This window comes from uncultured Microbacterium sp. (assembly GCF_947632095.1).
GTDB lineage: Bacteria > Actinomycetota > Actinomycetes > Actinomycetales > Microbacteriaceae > Microbacterium.
In genome coordinates, this window is record NZ_CANROA010000042.1 from 1 (window position 1) to 16,162 (window position 16,162).

Annotated in this window: 15 protein-coding genes; 5 read left to right on the top strand and 10 right to left on the bottom strand. The window is 69.2% G+C overall.

The window, feature by feature from the left end; translation table 11 throughout:
• From galE to galT, 3 genes are all read right to left on the bottom strand, one after another.
• Positions 1–966 (bottom strand): UDP-glucose 4-epimerase GalE (gene galE / locus Q0Z66_RS09980; RefSeq protein WP_298040686.1); only part of this gene is annotated, 966 nt, incomplete at its 3' end.
• Positions 967–997: 31 nt separating this feature from the next.
• Positions 998–2,176 carry a galactokinase gene (galK, locus tag Q0Z66_RS09985; RefSeq protein ID WP_298040688.1) on the bottom strand — a complete coding sequence of 393 codons (1,179 nt, stop codon included), beginning with the start codon at positions 2,174–2,176 and terminating at the stop codon, positions 998–1,000.
• Positions 2,173–3,372, bottom strand: coding sequence for a galactose-1-phosphate uridylyltransferase (galT, locus tag Q0Z66_RS09990; RefSeq protein ID WP_298040690.1), 1,200 nt, complete (start codon positions 3,370–3,372; stop codon positions 2,173–2,175). Before galT ends, galK begins: the two co-directional genes overlap by 4 nt.
• Before the next feature lie 194 nt (positions 3,373–3,566).
• On the opposite strand from galT, the gene Q0Z66_RS09995 reads away from it, so the two are divergent.
• Both Q0Z66_RS09995 and Q0Z66_RS10000 read left to right on the top strand, forming a co-directional pair.
• Complete coding sequence (locus tag Q0Z66_RS09995) at positions 3,567–4,526, top strand: LacI family DNA-binding transcriptional regulator (protein WP_298040709.1); 960 nt, start codon at positions 3,567–3,569, stop codon at positions 4,524–4,526.
• A gap of 24 nt (positions 4,527–4,550) precedes the next feature.
• Complete coding sequence (locus Q0Z66_RS10000; protein WP_298040692.1) at positions 4,551–5,657, top strand: glycerate kinase; 1,107 nt, start codon at positions 4,551–4,553, stop codon at positions 5,655–5,657.
• 25 nt (positions 5,658–5,682) lie between these two features.
• On the opposite strand, the gene pgm is transcribed toward Q0Z66_RS10000, so the two are convergent.
• Positions 5,683–7,326, bottom strand: a complete 1,644-nt coding sequence (gene pgm / locus Q0Z66_RS10005) for a phosphoglucomutase (alpha-D-glucose-1,6-bisphosphate-dependent) (RefSeq protein WP_298040693.1) — start codon at positions 7,324–7,326, stop codon at positions 5,683–5,685.
• A 49-nt stretch (positions 7,327–7,375) separates the two neighbouring features.
• Here pgm and pheA point away from each other — a divergent pair, with 49 nt between their 5' ends.
• Positions 7,376–8,326 (top strand): prephenate dehydratase, encoded by a 951-nt coding sequence (gene pheA, locus Q0Z66_RS10010; RefSeq protein ID WP_298040711.1) that lies wholly within the window; start codon positions 7,376–7,378, stop codon positions 8,324–8,326.
• Between the two features lie 6 nt (positions 8,327–8,332).
• Here pheA and Q0Z66_RS10015 read toward each other — a convergent pair whose 3' ends face one another.
• Positions 8,333–9,394: an LLM class flavin-dependent oxidoreductase gene (locus tag Q0Z66_RS10015; protein WP_298040695.1), complete on the bottom strand. Its 1,062-nt coding sequence runs from the start codon at positions 9,392–9,394 to the stop codon at positions 8,333–8,335.
• A 74-nt stretch (positions 9,395–9,468) separates the two neighbouring features.
• On the opposite strand from Q0Z66_RS10015, the gene Q0Z66_RS10020 reads away from it, so the two are divergent.
• Positions 9,469–11,184 carry a sodium:proton antiporter gene (locus tag Q0Z66_RS10020; RefSeq protein ID WP_298040697.1) on the top strand — a complete coding sequence of 572 codons (1,716 nt, stop codon included), beginning with the start codon at positions 9,469–9,471 and terminating at the stop codon, positions 11,182–11,184.
• Positions 11,185–11,255: 71 nt separating this feature from the next.
• Here Q0Z66_RS10020 and Q0Z66_RS10025 read toward each other — a convergent pair whose 3' ends face one another.
• Genes Q0Z66_RS10025 through Q0Z66_RS10045 form a run of 5 tightly spaced genes read right to left on the bottom strand, consistent with a single transcriptional unit; the run spans position 11,256 to position 13,810 of the window.
• On the bottom strand, positions 11,256–11,588 hold the full coding sequence (locus Q0Z66_RS10025; RefSeq protein ID WP_298040698.1) for a hypothetical protein: 333 nt from the start codon (positions 11,586–11,588) through the stop codon (positions 11,256–11,258).
• Between the two features lie 35 nt (positions 11,589–11,623).
• Positions 11,624–11,851, bottom strand: a complete 228-nt coding sequence (locus tag Q0Z66_RS10030) for a helix-turn-helix transcriptional regulator (protein WP_298040699.1) — start codon at positions 11,849–11,851, stop codon at positions 11,624–11,626.
• Positions 11,848–12,492, bottom strand: a complete 645-nt coding sequence (locus Q0Z66_RS10035; protein ID WP_298040702.1) for a hypothetical protein — start codon at positions 12,490–12,492, stop codon at positions 11,848–11,850. Before Q0Z66_RS10035 ends, Q0Z66_RS10030 begins: the two co-directional genes overlap by 4 nt.
• Positions 12,492–13,097 carry a hypothetical protein gene (locus Q0Z66_RS10040; protein WP_298040703.1) on the bottom strand — a complete coding sequence of 202 codons (606 nt, stop codon included), beginning with the start codon at positions 13,095–13,097 and terminating at the stop codon, positions 12,492–12,494. Before Q0Z66_RS10040 ends, Q0Z66_RS10035 begins: the two co-directional genes overlap by 1 nt.
• A gap of 5 nt (positions 13,098–13,102) precedes the next feature.
• The gene (locus tag Q0Z66_RS10045) at positions 13,103–13,810 is read right to left on the bottom strand and encodes a hypothetical protein (protein ID WP_298040705.1); all 708 of its coding nucleotides are present in this window, start codon (positions 13,808–13,810) and stop codon (positions 13,103–13,105) included.
• A gap of 217 nt (positions 13,811–14,027) precedes the next feature.
• On the opposite strand from Q0Z66_RS10045, the gene Q0Z66_RS10050 reads away from it, so the two are divergent.
• A partial coding sequence (locus Q0Z66_RS10050) for an ATP-dependent Clp protease ATP-binding subunit (RefSeq protein WP_298040707.1) occupies positions 14,028–16,162 on the top strand: 2,135 nt, incomplete at its 3' end.

The window sequence follows — 16,162 nt, forward strand, 5'->3', positions numbered from 1 at the left end:
GCGGCGGGCCTCCCAGCCGGTGCGCACCATCTCGTCGACGCTGTAGCGCATCTTCCAGTCGAGGTCGCGGGCGGCGAGTTCACCGGTGGCGACGATGCGGTCGGGGTCGCCGGCGCGGCGCGGGCCGATCTCGGGGGTGAAGTCGATGCCGGTGACGCGCACCATGGCGTCCATGATCTGCTTCACGCTCAGACCATCGCCCGAACCGAGGTTGTAGGCGGCCTCGATCGACTGGCCCGATGCCAGGCGCTTCGCCGCCTCGACGTGCGCTGCGGCGATGTCGCCGACGTGCACGTAGTCGCGCACGTTGGTGCCGTCCTCGGTGTCGTAGTCGTCGCCGAAGATCGCCGGGGTCTCGCCCGCGATCAGCTTCTCGAAGACGATCGGGAACAGATTGTGCGGGCTGACGTCGTAAACCGACGGGTCGGCGGAGCCGACCACGTTGAAGTAGCGCAGCGACGTGTGGCGCAGCGGCGCGTCGGAGTCGGCCGTGGCGATGGCCTGATCGCGCAGCATCCACTCGCCGATGAGCTTCGACTCGCCGTAGGGGCTCGCCGGCTTCTTGGCGGTGTCCTCGACGACCAACGGCACATCGGGGGTGCCGAAGACCGCCGCCGACGAGGAGAACACGATGTTCGAGACGCCGACGGCCTGCATCGCCTCGAGGATCACCCGGGTGCCCTCGACGTTCTGCGCGTAGGTGTGCAGCGGACGGTTCACCGAGACTCCGGCGTACTTGAAGCCCGCGACGTGGATCACGCCCTCGACGTCGTGCTCGCGCAGCGCCTTCTCGACCAGCTCGCGATCGAGGATGCTGCCCGAGACGAAGGGCACGCCCTCCGGAACGAACGAGCCGACGCCGCTCGAGAGGTCATCGAGAACGACGGGGGACAGCCCCGCGTCCGCGAGTGCGCGCACGACATGGGCTCCGATGTAGCCGGCTCCGCCGGTGACGATCCAGGACATGGGTCTCCTCAGTTCGTTTCGATCGATTCTGTCAGCTGTCGCGGCGTGCGCCGTCGGCGGGGGTGACCGTGAAGATGTTCGGGGCGGCGAAGCCCTTCTCCGCGAAGGCGGCGGTGACCGCATCCGTCACATCCTGCACCGCGGACTGCTCGATCAGGGCGATCGCCGCGCCGCCGAATCCGCCGCCGGTCATGCGTGCGCCGATGGCGCCGTTCGCGAGCGCGGTCTCGACCGCGGTGTCGAGCTCGGGGACCGAGATCTCGAAGTCGTCGCGCATCGAGGCATGGGATGCGACGAGCAGATCGCCGATCGACCGGGCGCCGTTCTCGCGCAGAGTCTGCACGGTGTCGAGGACCCGCTGATTCTCGGTGACGACGTGGCGCACACGGCGGAAGGTGACGTCGTCCATGAGGCCTTCGGCGCGGGCGAGGTCGTCGACCGACACATCGCGCAGCGAGGGAACGCCCATGATCGCCGCGCCCCGCTCACAGGCCGCACGGCGCTCGCCGTACCCGCCGGTGGAGTGGGCGTGCTTCACACGCGTGTCCATGACGAGGATCGCCAGGCCCGCCTCGGCGACTCCGACCGAGACCAGGTTCGCGTCGAGCGAGCGGCAGTCGAGGAAGATCGCCGAGTCGGCCTCGCCGAGCATCGACGCCATCTGATCCATGATGCCGGTGGGGGCGCCGACGGCCTCGTTCTCGGAGCGGCGTCCGATGCGGGCGAGTGCGGTGCGATCGAGGCCCGCGTTCCACAGATCGTTCAGGGCGGATGCCGTGGCGCCCTCGATCGCGGCGGAGGAGCTGAGCCCGGCCCCGACGGGAACATCGGAGGCGATCGCGATGTCGACACCGGTGCCCGTCGCGCCGGCGAGCTGCAGCGCCCAGGCGACGCCGAGCGGGTAGGCGGCCCACTCCTCGACGGCCGGCTCGCTGCCGGTCGGGGTCGGGAACAGCGTCTGGAGCTCATTGAGGGAGACCTCGACCGCGTCGTGCGTGAACGTGGAGGCGACGCGGATACGGCCGTCGTCGCGGGTTCCGACGGCGGCGTAGGTGCGGTGCGGGATCGCGAACGGCAGCACGAAGCCGTCGTTGTAGTCGGTGTGCTCGCCGATGAGGTTCACACGTCCGGGGGCGGACCAGACGCCCGCCGGGGTGCTGCCGGTGAGCTGCTCGAAGAGGGCGACGGCGTCGGATGCGGGGGTGGTCATGCGTTGTTCTCCTCGGAGCTGGTGCTCTCGGCGCGGGCGATGGCCTCACGGATGCGGGCGGCGCCCTGTTCGGGGGTGACCTCGGCGGCCCAGGCCCACATGGCGGCCTCGGAACCGGCGAGGAACTTCATCTTGTCGGCGGCGCGGCGCGGGCTCGTCAGCTGCAGGTGCAGGCGGATGCTGTCGCGGCCGATGTTCACGGGGGCCTGGTGCCAGGCGGCGATGTACGGGGTGGGGGTGTCGTAGAGCGTGTCGACGCCGGCGAGCAGCTTCAGGTAGAGCGGGGCGAGCTCATCGCGCTCGGTGACGCTCGTCTCGGCGAAGTCCGCGACGTGACGGTGGGGCATGAGGTGAACCTCGAGGGGCCAGCGCGCGGCGAAGGGCACGAAGGCGGTCCAGTGCTCGCCGCGGAAGACGACGCGCTCGGAGGCCTGCTCGGATTCGAGGATCTGCTGGAACAGATCGGTTCCCATGCGCTCGACGCTCTCGAGCACGCGGGACGTGCGCGGGGTGACGTAGGGGTAGGAGTAGATCTGGCCGTGCGGGTGCGGCAGGGTGACGCCGATCGCCTCACCGCGGTTCTCGAACGGGAAGACCTGCTGGATTCCGGGCAGCTGAGACAGCGCCGCGGTGCGGTCGGCCCATGCCTCGATGACGGTCCGCGCGCGGGTGACCGACTGCGTGCCGAAGGAGCCGGAGTGGTCGGGGCTGAAGCAGACGACCTCGCAGCGGCCGACAGAGGTGCGGGTACGGCCGAGGCCGAGGGCGGCGAGGTCGTCGAGGCCCTGCGGGGCGTCGTCGGCGGCGGGGGCCGTGCCGAGCGCCTCGGCGAGTGCCGGGCCGAAGGCGGGGGAGCGGTTCTCGAACACCGCGACGTCGTACAGGGAGGGGACCTCGGACGGGTTCGTCGGCGACTGCGGGGCGAGCGGGTCGGCGTCGGCCGAGGGCATCATCACGCGGTTCTGACGGTTGGCGGCGACCGTGATCCAGTCGCCCGTGAGCACGTCGAGGCGCATGTTCGCTGTGGCGGGGCGCGGGTCGAGGTCGCGGGCGTCGACGGCGCGCTCCGCGCCCAGGGACGTGCCGGGGTCGTCGTAGTAGAAGAGTTCGCGGCCATCGGCGAGGCGGGTGGTGCGCTTGATGACGCCGGCGCTGAGCTCGGTGACGGACAACTCCGGAGATTCGTGCGTGTTCACGTAAACATCGTGGCATATTGGCCGTGGTAACGTCAACATTCCGGAGTTGTGAACAGGGGAGAGCGATGACCGGCGATGATCGCAGGCGCAGCGCCGCGCGGGCAACCGCGCAGTCGGCCGCGCGAGAGGTCGAGTCCGTGCTCGGGGGCGACGGTGGGTCGCCCCGCCGACGCTCGACGACCGGACGCGTTTCGATGGCGCAGGTCGCGGCCCGTGCCGGTGTCTCGGGTCAGACGGTCTCCCGTGTCGTCAACGACAGCCCGCGGGTCGATCCGTCGACGCGCCTCCGCGTCGAGCAGGCGATGGAAGAGCTCGGCTACCGTCCGCACCGAGCGGCCCGTGCCCTGCGCACCGGGCGGTCGCAGACCATCGGCCTGGTCGTGACGACCCTCGCGACGGTCGGCAACTCCCGCATGCTTCAGGCGACTGCTGAGGCGGCTGCCGAGCGTGGTTATGCGCTGACCCTGGCGACGGCCGGCGACAGTGTCGCGGATGCGTTCGACCGCCTCGCCGAGCAGGAGGTCGATGGTGCGATCGTGCTGAACGAGGCTTCGGCACTCGTGCCGGAGGCGCAGCGCCCGGCCGGTCTGCGGCTGGTCGTCGTCGATGCTGCGGCTTCGTCGGATCTCGTCGCCGTGCACAGCGATCACGTGGGGGGCGCCGCGGCGGCGACCGAGCACCTGCTCGTGCACGGCCACCCGACGGTCCATCATCTGGCGGGCCCGGCGGATTCCTTCGCCGCGGCCGAACGTGAACGCGGGTGGCGCTCGGCTCTCGCCGCGGCAGGGGTCGTCGCGCCCCCGGTCGTGCGGGGCGACTGGAGCGCCGAGGCGGGGTTCGCCGCGGGCGCGGCGCTGGTGGATGCCACCGCCGTCTTCTGCGCGAATGATCAAATGGCGCTCGGGCTCATCCGCGCCTTCGCTGAGTCGGGGCGTCGGGTTCCCGAGGACGTCAGCGTGATCGGTTTCGACGATGTTCCGGAGGCTGCGAACTACCGTCCGCCGCTGACGACGATCCGGCAGGATTTCACGGCTCTCGCGCACCGGGCGGTTGCGCTGCTCGTCGCCGAGATCGAGGGCGGGGAGTCCGCTGCGGACGAGTCGTCGGTGGTGCCGGCAGTGCTGGTCGAGCGTGTGAGCGTCGCGGGTCGCTAGTCGCACGGACGTAGGCTCGGGAGCATGACCAGAGTCGTGCTCGCACCGGATAGCTTCAAGGGTTCGATCGCCGCGGCGGATGCCGCGCGTGCGCTCGCCGAAGGGTGGGCGAGCGTCGAACCGGGGGCGGAGTTCGTGATGCGGCCGATGGCCGATGGCGGCGAGGGGACGGTGGATGCTTTCGCCACCGCCGTCGCGGGCGCACAGCGCATGCCCATCACCGTCGATGGTCCGGCCGCGCGTCCGGTCCAGACGCACTGGGTGCTGCTGCCGCCGTCGCCGGATGCCCCGCGGGGGACCGCGGTGATCGATCTCGCCTCGACGTCGGGGATCGAGCTGGTCGATGAGCTGCGTCCGTGGGATGCCGATACGACGGGTTTCGGTCAGGCGGTCGTCGCGGCTCTCGACCACGGGGTTTCTCGGCTGGTGCTCGGCATCGGGTCGAGCGCGTCGACGGACGGCGGCACGGGCCTGCTCACGGCGCTCGGCGCGCGGTTCCTCGGCGCGGATGATCGGCCGGTCGCTTCCGGCGCGCGGGGGCTCGCGGACATCGATGAGGTCGATCTGTCCGGGCTCCGCCCCGCGCCCGACGTCCTCGTGCTCTCGGATGTCACGAATCCGTTGAGCGGCCCGCGTGGGGCTGCCGCGGTGTTCGGTCCGCAGAAGGGGCTGGCCGGGCAGGGTATCGCTCTGGTCGATGAGAGTCTCGAGCGTCTTGCGGCGCTCGCCGGATTCGATCTCGGGCTTCCCGGCGGGGGAGCGGCGGGCGGCACGGGTGCTGCTCTCGCGCGTTGGGGTGCTCGGCTCGTGCCGGGGGCGGTGGAGGTCGCACATCTGATCGGGTTGGCGGATGCTGTGGCATCCGCTGACGTCGTGATCACGGGCGAGGGCTCGTATGACGGGCAGTCCGGCGACGGCAAGGTGCCCTCGTTCGTCGCAGGGGTCGTAGCCGACGCGGGGGCGACGGCTGCGGTGGTCGCGGGGCGCATCACGGATGATGCCGATACCGACCTGTTCGCGGCATCCATCTCACTGACGGACATCGCCGGTTCCTCGGAAGCCTCGCAGGCGGCACCCGCCCGCTGGTTGCGCGAGGCGGGAGCCCGCCTGGCGCGCGCGCTCGCCGGCTGAGGAGCCGACGAGCGCACGCAGCGGATCAGCCGTCGAGGGCTGCGGAGACGACCGCGCGGGCCTCGGCCTGCACCTCGGCGAGGTGTTCGGCGCCGAGGAGGCTCTCGGCGTAGAGCTTGTACACGTCCTCGGTTCCGGACGGGCGGGCGGCGAACCAGGCGTTCTCCGTCTGAACCTTGAGTCCGCCGATCGCCGCACCGTTGCCGGGGGCGTGCGAGAGCTTGGCCGCGATCTTCTCGCCAGCGAGAGCCGTCGCCGTGACGGCCTCGGGGGCGAGCTTGGCGAGCGTCGCCTTCTGGGCGGGGGTGGCCGGGGCATCCACGCGCTGGTAGACGGATGCTCCGAAGGCCTCTTCGAGCTCGGCGTAGCGTTCGGAGGGGCTCTTGCCCGTGACCGCGATGATCTCGGCGGCGAGCAGGCACAGCAGGATGCCGTCCTTGTCGGTCGACCAGACGGAGCCGTCCTTGCGCAGGAAGGATGCTCCGGCGGACTCCTCACCGCCGAAGGCGACGGTGCCGTCGAGTAGACCCGGCACGAACCACTTGAAGCCGACGGGGACTTCGAGCAGGCGGCGCCCGAGGGATTCGGCGACCCGGTCGATGATCATCGACGACACGAGGGTCTTGCCGATCGCGGCATCCCGGGGCCACTCGGTGCGGTGCGAGAACAGGTAGTCGATCGCGACGGCGAGGTAGTGGTTGGGGTTCATGAGCCCCGCGTCGGGGGTGACGATGCCGTGACGGTCGGCGTCGGCGTCGTTGCCTGTGAGGACGTCGAATTCGCCCTTCTGAGCGACGAGCGAGGCCATGGCGGAGGGGGAGGACGGGTCCATGCGGATCTTCTCGTCCCAGTCGAGCGTCATGAACCGCCAGGTCGGGTCGACCTCGGGATTCACGACGGTCAGCTCGATGCCGTGCATCTCCTTGATGAGCGCCCAGTAGTCGACGGATGCGCCGCCGAGCGGGTCGGCGCCGATGCGCACGCCCGCGCGCTTGATCGCGTCGATGTCGATGATCGAGGGCAGGTCGCGCACGTAGGCGTCGCGGAAGTCGTAGCCGGGCAGCGCGTCCCAGTCGATGTCGGCGAAGCTCTCGCGCTTCACGTCGACGAGCCCGCCCTCGATGAGGGTGTTGGCGCGGTCGGCGATCCAGCCGGTCGCATCGGTGTCGGCGGGGCCGCCGTGCGGCGGATTGTACTTGAACCCGCCATCGCGGGGCGGGTTGTGCGAGGGGGTGACGACGATGCCGTCGGCGCGTCCTGATGCTCCGGGGGCGAGCTCGCGGTTATGGGCGAGGATCGCGTGGCTGAGCGCCGGCGTCGGCACGTAGGAATCGCGCGAGTCGACGCGGATGTCGACGCCATTGGCGACGAGGACTTCGATCGCCGTGCGCTCGGCGGGCAGCGACAGGGCGTGCGTATCGCGGCCGAGGAACAGGGGTCCGGTGAGGCCCTGCTCGCGTCGGTAGTCGACGATCGCCTGGGTGGTGGCCAGGATGTGGTTCTCGTTGAAGCTGCCGGTAAGCGACGACCCCCGGTGGCCGCTCGTGCCGAACGCGACGCGCTCGGCGGCGACTGCCGGATCGGGATGGCGGTCGTAGTACGCCGCGATCAGTTCGTCGACATCGATGAGGTCATTTTCCTCCGCGGGGAGGCCTGCACGGCTGGTCATGTCTTAAGTGTGCCTCTTTTGGCTCGCGGACGTGGCACCGGCGACTAGTCTGAAACGCGTGACAGAACGGCGCACTTACAGCTACCTGGGCCCTGCGGGCACCTTCACCGAAGCAGCCCTCGATCAGGTCGCTGAAGCCCGGGGCCATGAACGGCGTGCCGTGCACAACGTCGGTGAGGCGCTCGCCGACGTGCTCGAGGGGCGCAGCCATGCCGCGATGATCGCGATCGAGAACTCGATCGAAGGCGGGGTCTCGACCACGCAGGATGCTCTGGCGACCCTTCCGGGCCTGCGCATCATCGGCGAGTATCTCGTCCGGGTGAACTTCGTGCTCGTCGCCGCCCGCGGCACGACGCTCGAGCAGGTCACCACGATCGCCGCGCACCCGGTCGCCTACGCCCAGTGCCACGGGTGGTTGGGCAAGAACCTTCCGGATCACTCGCATGTGCCCGCAGCCAGCAATGTGGCGTCCGCGATCGGCGTTCTCGATGGGACGCTGCCCGCGCAGGCCGCGATCGCTCCGCCGAACATCGTCGCTCACCATGATGTCGATGTGCTGGCCAGTGAGATCGGCGACAACACTTCGGCGGTCACCCGTTTCGTTCTCGTGACCCGCACGACGACCCCTCCGGATCCGACGGGCGCTGACAAGACCTCGCTCATCGTCGAGCTTCCCCATGACCGTCCCGGTGCGCTGCTCGACATGCTCGAGCAGTTCTCGACCCGCGGCATCAACCTCTCGCTCATCGAGTCGCGTCCGATCGGCGACGAGCTCGGACGCTACCGGTTCGTGATCGACGCCGACGGGCATCTGAGCGATGAGCGCATGGCCGATGCGCTGCTGGGAATCCGGCGCTTCAGCCCGCGCGTGGTGTTCCTCGGGTCGTACCCGCGGGCCGACCGTCAGATCGTGCAGTACCCCGAGCGATACGCCGACGATGTCTTCGTCGAGGCGCGCGACTGGTTGCGCGGCCTGCTCTCGGGCGAGCCCGAGGACTGACCCGATTCAGTTCGCCGCGGCGGCCTGCGCGGCGGCGATGAGCTCGAGCGTCTGCGTGCGCCCCGGGGCGGTGTCGCGCGGCTCGCTCTCGTAGACGCCGGCGACCGGTGAGATCATGACCTCGTCGACGCCGTACTTCGTCGCGAATGCCTGCAGCTCGGCGGCGACCGATTCTCCTGTTCCCACGAACCAGCGGGAGCGTGCTGCCTCGACGGTCTGTGTCGTGGCGTCGTCGGGTGAGGCGGCGAGCGCCTCCTCGACCGTCTCGAGGGCGATGAGGGGCTTGTTCAGGCGGAGCCGGGCCATCATGCGCAGCTGGGGGAGAGCGCGCTCCTCCGCCTCGGCGGCGGTGGGAGCGGCGACCGTGTTGATCGTCAGGAACGTGCGCGGCTCGGGGTGCTCCTCGCTGGGCCGGTAGCCGGTGCGGTACAGGTCGAGGGCGCGCTCGAGGCCGTGGCCCGAGAAGTGATTCGCGAAGACGTAGGGCAGGCCGTGGGATGCGGCGAGCTGAGCCGAGTAGTCGCTCGAGCCGAGCAACCACACCTCGGGAACGCCGGATGCCGCGGGGGTCGAGTGCACGGTGTACTCGCCGCCGGAGGTGAAGCGCACGGTCGCGCCGTCGGCGCCCAGCAACGCCCCGATGTCCTGCACATGGCGGGGGAACTGCTCGACATCGCTCGTCGGACCGGATCCGCGCAGCAGCTGCGTGATCACGGGGTCGCTTCCGGGGGCGCGGCCCAGGCCCAGGTCGATGCGCCCGGGGGCGATGGCCTCGAGGGCCGCGAACTGCTCGGCGACGATGAGCGGGGAGTGGTTGGGGAGCATGACGCCGCCGGAGCCCAGCCGGATGCGCGTGGTGCGCCCGGCGGCGGCCGCGATCAGCACGGGAGGGGTCGTGGATGCCACGGCCGGCATGTTGTGGTGCTCGGCGAACCAGTAGCGGCGGTAGCCCAGCCGGTCTGCGGCCGCGGCGAGGGAGAGGGACGCGGAGATCGCCTCGGCACTGGTCTGGCCCGTCGACACGGGGACGAGATCGAGTACGGAGAGGGCGGGGTCGGCAGCAGTCATCAAACGGTGCAACCAACGTGACCGCGGCCTCATTCCCCGGAGAGGCGGATTGGCGCGGGGGATATTCTTCTCGCATGGAATCCCTGCTGTTCTTCGTGCTGGTCGGCTCCGTCATCGTGGCGGCGATCGCACGCTGGCGGGGGTGGCCGGCACCGCTTCTGGTCACGGTCGTCGCGCTCGCGGCATCCTTTCTGCCCTTCATCCCCGAGTTGGACGTCGACGGGCACGTGCTGCTGAACCTGGTGCTGCCGCCGCTGCTGTATTCGGCGGCGCTGGATGTCTCGTTCGTCGGCTTCAAGCGCAGCCTGCCGCAGATCCGGCGCCTGGGCATCTGGCTCGTGCTGCTGACGACGGTGGTCGTCGGACTCGTCGCCTGGTGGATCATGCCGTCGCTGACCCTGCCGGGCGCGCTGCTGCTCGGTGCGATCGTCGCCCCGCCGGATGCCGTCTCCGCCGCGGCCATCGGACGCAAGCTCGGCCTTCCCCGCCGCATCATGACTGTGCTGTCCGGCGAGAGCCTCATCAACGACGCCACCTCGCTGACGCTGTACCGGGTGTTCGCGGCGATGGTGGCGGGAGCGACGATCAGCGTCTGGGACGGCATCTGGCAGTTCGTTGTCGCCGTGGTCGTCGGCATCGTGATCGGCCTGATCTTCGGCATCGCGCTGCATCAGCTGCGCATTCGGGTCGCCGATCCCGTCGTGATCGGAACCTTCGGTCTTCTCGTGCCGTTCGGAGCGTATGCGATCGCCGAGCACCTGGGCGGCTCCGGCGTGCTCGCCGTCGTCGCCATGGGACTGTACGTCGGGTTCAACGCGCCGCGCACCGATTACACGACCCGCCAGCAGGAGGCCCCGCTGTGGCTGTCGATGGACTTCCTGCTCGAGAGCTTCGTGTTCGCGTACATCGGTCTGCAGTTCCGTCGCGTGCTCGCCGACCTCGGTGCCGAGTCCGTGCAGCACATCCTCATCCTGTCCGGGGCCGTGCTGCTCACCGTTCTCCTCGTGCGTCCCGCCTTCATCTACCCGGCCCACGCGCTCGCACGTTGGCAGCAGCGCGGGCGATTGCGCCGCTGGGAGAAGGCGATGGCCGCCGGACGTTTCGACCAGAAGGCCCAGAACCGGCCCGGCCGAGACCCGCTGACACCCGAGCAGATGCGCCGGAAGATGACCGAGCCCGCCCTCAGCGCCAAGGACAACGCGATCATCTCGTGGGCGGGAATGCGCGGTGTGGTGACGCTGGCGACCGCGCTCGCAGCATCCGACATCGCCGCCCTTGAACTCAGCGCCGCGCACGCGATCGTCGTCGTGGCCTTCATCGTGACCGTCGCGACCCTGCTTCTGCAGGGGCTGACGCTGCCGTTCCTCATCCGCGGGCTGGGCGTCGCGAGTGACGTCGACCACGCGCAGGATGCCCGGGAGATCGCCGCCGTCCGTCGGCGCAGCAACCAGGCCGGCCTCGCCTACCTCGAGACGAAGCGCACCGAATGGGCCGAGAAGTACGGCACGGGCGACATGAAGGCCTTCGACATGTTCGCCAAGCGGCTCACGAAGATCGAGACCGACACCCAGCAGATTCAGGTCGTCGAGGACTCCGTCCCGCGGCCCTCGTACGAGGACCTCGTCGCTCTCTCCAAGGGCTGGCTGCACGTGCGGCGCGAGGTGCTGCTCGCCGAACGCGATGCGGACAACCTCGACGAAGAGGTCATGCGCGAGCTGCTCACCGCGATCGACGCCGAAGAACTCGCCCTCGATACGCGCGGAGCCACCCGGCCCCAGTCGCGGGCCTGAAATGACGAAGGAGCGGATGCCTCAGCATCCGCTCCTTCGTCATTCGCCGCGCCGATCGGCACGGCGACGGCTCACTGAGCCGTGCAGGTGACCGTCGCTTCCTGCATGGTCGTCGTGACCAGGGCCTTCACCGACTCCGACGACTGCTGATCGCGGCCGGCGGCGAGGCTCGCGAGGTCCTGATCGGGTAGCTGCGCGACGAGGAACTTCTCGGCGAAGCAGCCGATCTGCTCCTCGGTGTAGACACCCTCCTGGCCGACGTTCGTCAGAATCTGGGAGATGCCGGCGCTGAGCTCTTCAGCACTCGGACGCTGGATGCCGCCGCCGGTGCAGGCGACAAGGGTAAGGGCTGCTGCGGCCGCGGGGACGCCGAGCAGAATTCGGGTAAAGATTTTTCGGGGCATAAGGGTTGATTTTACCCGGCTGGGCAGGACGTTCCTCACTCCAGCACGAGCAGCTCGCCGACCTCGCATTCGAGGGCATCGCAGATCGCGCGCAGGGTCGTGTAGCGGATGGCCCGAGCCCGGCCGTTCTTCAGCACCGACAGGTTGACGATGCTCACCCCGACGCGGGCGCTCAGCTCGGTCAGCGTCATCCCGCGCTCCGCGAGCAGCTCATCGAGACGGCAGTGGATGCCGGTGGGCTCATCGTCGTTCGGGGGCGTCATACGAGTCCCTCCGTGTCCTTCTGCATCCGTTCGGCGCGTGACCAGAGCAGGGCGACGAGCGCGAGCACGACGGCGATCCCCAGGTACGGCCAGTCCATGTCCTGCAGCAGGTCGAAGCCGGCGGGCACGACCCAGGGGTCGCGCGTCGGATCCGCGACATCGTCGCCGCTGGTCGGGAGTCGGAGCGCTGCCGTCGCCTCGGCGACCGCCAGGGCCTCGAACAGCGGCCGGACGACGGCGGTCACCAGACTCGCCACCGCCACGGACACCAGCGCGACGCGTCCGGCGGGTCTGAAGGAACGTGCCGTGCTCATCCGCAGGGCGAGCACGATCACGCCGATCGCCGCGGCGATGTAGACGAGGAGGGGAAGGGCGGTCGCGATGGCGCTGAGAATGCGGGCCGCGGTCAGCGGAGCATCCGACTCGATGACGACGTCTCCCCAGAACTGCTGAGTCTCGGTCGTCGACGCGACCGCCGGGAAGTCGGGGCCCGCGTAGGCGACGCCGAACGCGAACGGTCGCGTGAACGTCCACTCCACGAACCAGATCGCGAGCCCTGTGGCAACGGCGATCGTGAGGGATGCTGCGATGATCAGCGCACGCAGCGCGCCGCGTCCGAGAGCGGGACGGGTGATGGTCATCAGACGAGTCCTTCCGTGTCGCGCTGCAGGGCCGTTCCGCGGCGGAACGGGATGACGACCACGCCGACAGCGATCGCGGCGATGAACAGCGGCACCGCCTCGAGGATCAGCCCCGGAGACCCGTCGAAGTCTCCGCCGAGGGCGGCGAAGACGCCGTTGAGACCCATATTTCGGAAGAACGCCTCGCCGAGACCGGCGACGAGCAAGGCGATCGACAGGGTGAAAAGCAGGCGCGTGTTGACGACGTCGAACACGATGCCCTGAAGCAGTCGGCGGCAGACGATCACCCCGGTGACGGCCGCGAGGATGAGACCCAGCATTCCGGCCACCGTCGCCATCACGAGGAACACGATCGCCACGACGCTGACGCCCGGGGCGATCACGGTTCCCGAAGAGACGATGGCCGGCGCCCCGTCTCCGATGCTCGCGGTGATCTGCTGGTCGGGAAGCGGAGCCCGCACCGTCACGGCTCCCGGGTTGGAGAACATCTCGGCGATGTTGCCGATGCCGCGGTAGAGGACGTACCCGACGGCCAGAGCGCCGACTCCGATGCCGGTCAGCAGATCTTCGCGGTCGCGGCGAGCCTGTGCGCGTGCGTCTTTCATTCCCATCAGACGAGTCCCTTCGTGTCGTGCTGCATGCGGGTGCCGATCTGGAATGCTCCGGCGACGAGGCCGATGACGAGCGCCCAGCCGAACGGGGCGAGGTCGACCTGCATGGAGAACAGGGCGAAGGGCATGTCCGCCGCTTGGTCGATGAACATGTTGGCCTCGGCGCGGGCGATCGCGGCGGCCAGCTGAGAGAAGACGCCGCAGACCATGACGGCGCCGGCCACGATCACGAGCGCGACCGGGAATCGCTTCGCGAAGGGGCGTCCCTGCAGCATCCCGATGGCAAGCCACAGAGCCGAGGCCGAGACGATGACGGTGAGCAGGATCGGAAGCAGCTCGGCGGTGAGCTGCCAGCCGATGACGGATGCCGGGGCATGCGTCATCGTCACGTCGACGTAACTCGAGACGGCCTCGTCGATGCGGGGGAACGCCTCGAGCGCTTCGTCGGGAGCGGGCTCATTGCGCTCCATGCCGGCGATGGTGGTGGGGCCCGGAGTGAGCGCCGAGATCACCGTTCCGATACCGGAACCGAGGGAGAGGATGCCGACGAGAACAGCGCCGCCGGCGACGAAGGCCGTACCGAAGCGATCGGAACGATGAACGCCCGGCACCTCCTTCGGTGCGCGGCGCAGCAGCACCGCCGTCGTCGTGACTGCGGCGAGCAGCCCGACGGCGAGCGCCGCCACGAATGAGACGATTTCCAGCATCCGTTCCTCCATCTTTATCGATAATCGTTGTTATCGATGTTCGTTAACATAACGACTCTCGATAACAACGTCAACCGCTGCGCCGCCGTGCAGCCCGAATGCCGGCGGGTATGCCCACGGCGAACACGGGCATACCCGTCCCGCACGGTCGTTACTCTCGATGTATCGCCGCTTGGACCCTCGTGTACGCGGGGACCTGCGAATAAGGAGTCACAGCATGTTCGAGAGATTCACGGACCGAGCCCGTCGAGTGGTCGTCCTCGCCCAAGAAGAGGCGAAGATGCTCAACCACAACTACATCGGAACCGAGCACATCCTGCTCGGCCTCATCCACGAGGGCGAGGGCGTCGCCGCCAAGGCCCTCGAGAGCCTCGGCATCTCGCTCGACGCCGTGCGCGAGCAGGTGCAGGACATCATCGGCCAGGGGCAGCAGCAGCCGACCGGCCACATCCCCTTCACGCCGCGGGCCAAGAAGGTGCTCGAGCTGAGCCTGCGCGAGGCGCTGCAGCTGGGCCACAACTACATCGGAACCGAGCACATCCTGCTCGGTCTCATCCGCGAGGGCGAGGGCGTCGCCGCCCAGGTCCTCGTCAAGCTCGGCGCCGACCTGAACAAGGTGCGCCAGCAGGTCATCCAGCTGCTCTCGGGCGCTCCAGGCCGCGAGCCCGCCGCCGTCGGCGCGCAGACCAACGACTCCCCGGCCGGCACGCAGGGCGGCTCCGCCGTGCTCGACCAGTTCGGCCGCAACCTCACCCAGGCCGCGCGCGACAACAAGCTCGACCCGGTCATCGGCCGTGAGAAGGAGGCCGAGCGGGTCATGCAGATCCTCTCGCGCCGCTCCAAGAACAACCCCGTCCTCATCGGCGAGCCCGGCGTCGGCAAGACCGCCGTCGTCGAGGGCCTCGCCCAGGCGATCGTCAAGGGCGACGTGCCCGAGACCCTCAAGGACAAGCAGCTCTACTCGCTCGACCTCGGATCGCTCATCGCGGGCTCCCGCTACCGCGGAGACTTCGAAGAGCGCCTGAAGAAGGTCACCAAGGAGATCCGCACCCGCGGCGACATCATCGTCTTCATCGACGAGATCCACACCCTCGTGGGTGCGGGCGCCGCCGAAGGCGCGATCGACGCGGCCAGCATCCTCAAGCCCTTGCTCGCCCGCGGTGAGCTGCAGACGATCGGTGCCACGACGCTCGACGAGTACCGCAAGCACTTCGAGAAGGATGCTGCGCTCGAGCGCCGCTTCCAGCCGGTGCAGGTCAACGAGCCCACGCTCCCGCACGCCATCAACATCCTGAAGGGCCTGCGCGACCGCTACGAGGCGCACCACAAGGTGCAGATCACCGACGGCGCCATCGTCGCCGCGGCGAACCTCGCCGACCGCTACGTCTCCGACCGGTTCCTGCCCGACAAGGCCATCGACCTGATCGACGAGGCCGGTGCGCGCCTGCGCCTGAGCATCCTCTCCAGCCCGCCCGAGCTGCGCGAATTCGACGAGAAGATCGCCGCCGTCCGCGAGCAGAAGGAACAGGCATCCGAGGAGCAGGACTTCGAGAAGGCCGCATCGCTGCGCGACGAGGAGAAGAGCCTCCTCGCCGAGCGCCTGCGCCTCGAGAAGCAGTGGCGCGCCGGTGACGTGGCCACGGCCGCCGTCGTCGACGAGGGCCTGATCGCCGAGGTGCTCGCGCAGTCCACCGGCATCCCCGTCTTCAAGCTCACCGAAGAGGAGTCCTCGCGCCTCGTCTTCATGGAGAAGGCGCTGCACCAGCGCGTGATCGGGCAGGAAGAGGCCGTCGCGGCGCTCTCCCGCACGATCCGCCGCCAGCGCGCCGGCCTCAAGGATCCGAAGCGCCCCTCGGGCTCGTTCATCTTCGCCGGCCCCACCGGCGTCGGAAAGACCGAGCTCGCCAAGGCCCTCGCCGAGTTCCTGTTCGACGATGAAGACGCGCTCATCTCGCTCGACATGAGCGAGTTCGGTGAGAAGCACACCGTCTCGCGCCTGTTCGGAGCCCCTCCCGGATTCGTCGGATTCGAAGAGGGCGGCCAGCTCACAGAGAAGGTGCGCCGCAAGCCGTTCTCCGTCGTGCTGTTCGACGAGATCGAGAAGGCCCACCCCGACATCTTCAACTCGCTGCTGCAGATCCTCGAAGAAGGACGCCTGACCGACGGTCAGGGACGCATCGTCGACTTCAAGAACACGGTCATCATCATGACGACCAACCTCGGATCCTCGGCGATCGCCGGTGGCCCCGTGGGCTTCCAGATCGAGGGCAACGCGCAGACCAGCTACGAGCGGATGAAGGGCAAGGTCGACGAAGAGCTCAAGCGCCACTTCAAGCCCGAGTTCCTCAACCG

What these genes read in the sequence shown, in the direction of transcription:
- Q0Z66_RS10000 (WP_298040692.1), top strand. Translation starts at nt 4,551, where the DNA reads ATGACCAGAGTCGTGCTCGCACCGGATAGCTTCAAGGGTTCGATCGCC.
- Q0Z66_RS10030 (WP_298040699.1), bottom strand. Translation starts at nt 11,851, where the DNA reads ATGACGCCCCCGAACGACGATGAGCCCACCGGCATCCACTGCCGTCTC.
- Q0Z66_RS10025 (WP_298040698.1), bottom strand. Translation starts at nt 11,588, where the DNA reads ATGCCCCGAAAAATCTTTACCCGAATTCTGCTCGGCGTCCCCGCGGCC.
- Q0Z66_RS10020 (WP_298040697.1), top strand. Translation starts at nt 9,469, where the DNA reads ATGGAATCCCTGCTGTTCTTCGTGCTGGTCGGCTCCGTCATCGTGGCG.
- Q0Z66_RS10015 (WP_298040695.1), bottom strand. Translation starts at nt 9,394, where the DNA reads ATGACTGCTGCCGACCCCGCCCTCTCCGTACTCGATCTCGTCCCCGTG.
- Q0Z66_RS09995 (WP_298040709.1), top strand. Translation starts at nt 3,567, where the DNA reads ATGGCGCAGGTCGCGGCCCGTGCCGGTGTCTCGGGTCAGACGGTCTCC.
- pgm (WP_298040693.1), bottom strand. Translation starts at nt 7,326, where the DNA reads ATGACCAGCCGTGCAGGCCTCCCCGCGGAGGAAAATGACCTCATCGAT.
- Q0Z66_RS10040 (WP_298040703.1), bottom strand. Translation starts at nt 13,097, where the DNA reads ATGAAAGACGCACGCGCACAGGCTCGCCGCGACCGCGAAGATCTGCTG.
- Q0Z66_RS10035 (WP_298040702.1), bottom strand. Translation starts at nt 12,492, where the DNA reads ATGACCATCACCCGTCCCGCTCTCGGACGCGGCGCGCTGCGTGCGCTG.
- Q0Z66_RS10045 (WP_298040705.1), bottom strand. Translation starts at nt 13,810, where the DNA reads ATGCTGGAAATCGTCTCATTCGTGGCGGCGCTCGCCGTCGGGCTGCTC.
- galK (WP_298040688.1), bottom strand. Translation starts at nt 2,176, where the DNA reads ATGACCACCCCCGCATCCGACGCCGTCGCCCTCTTCGAGCAGCTCACC.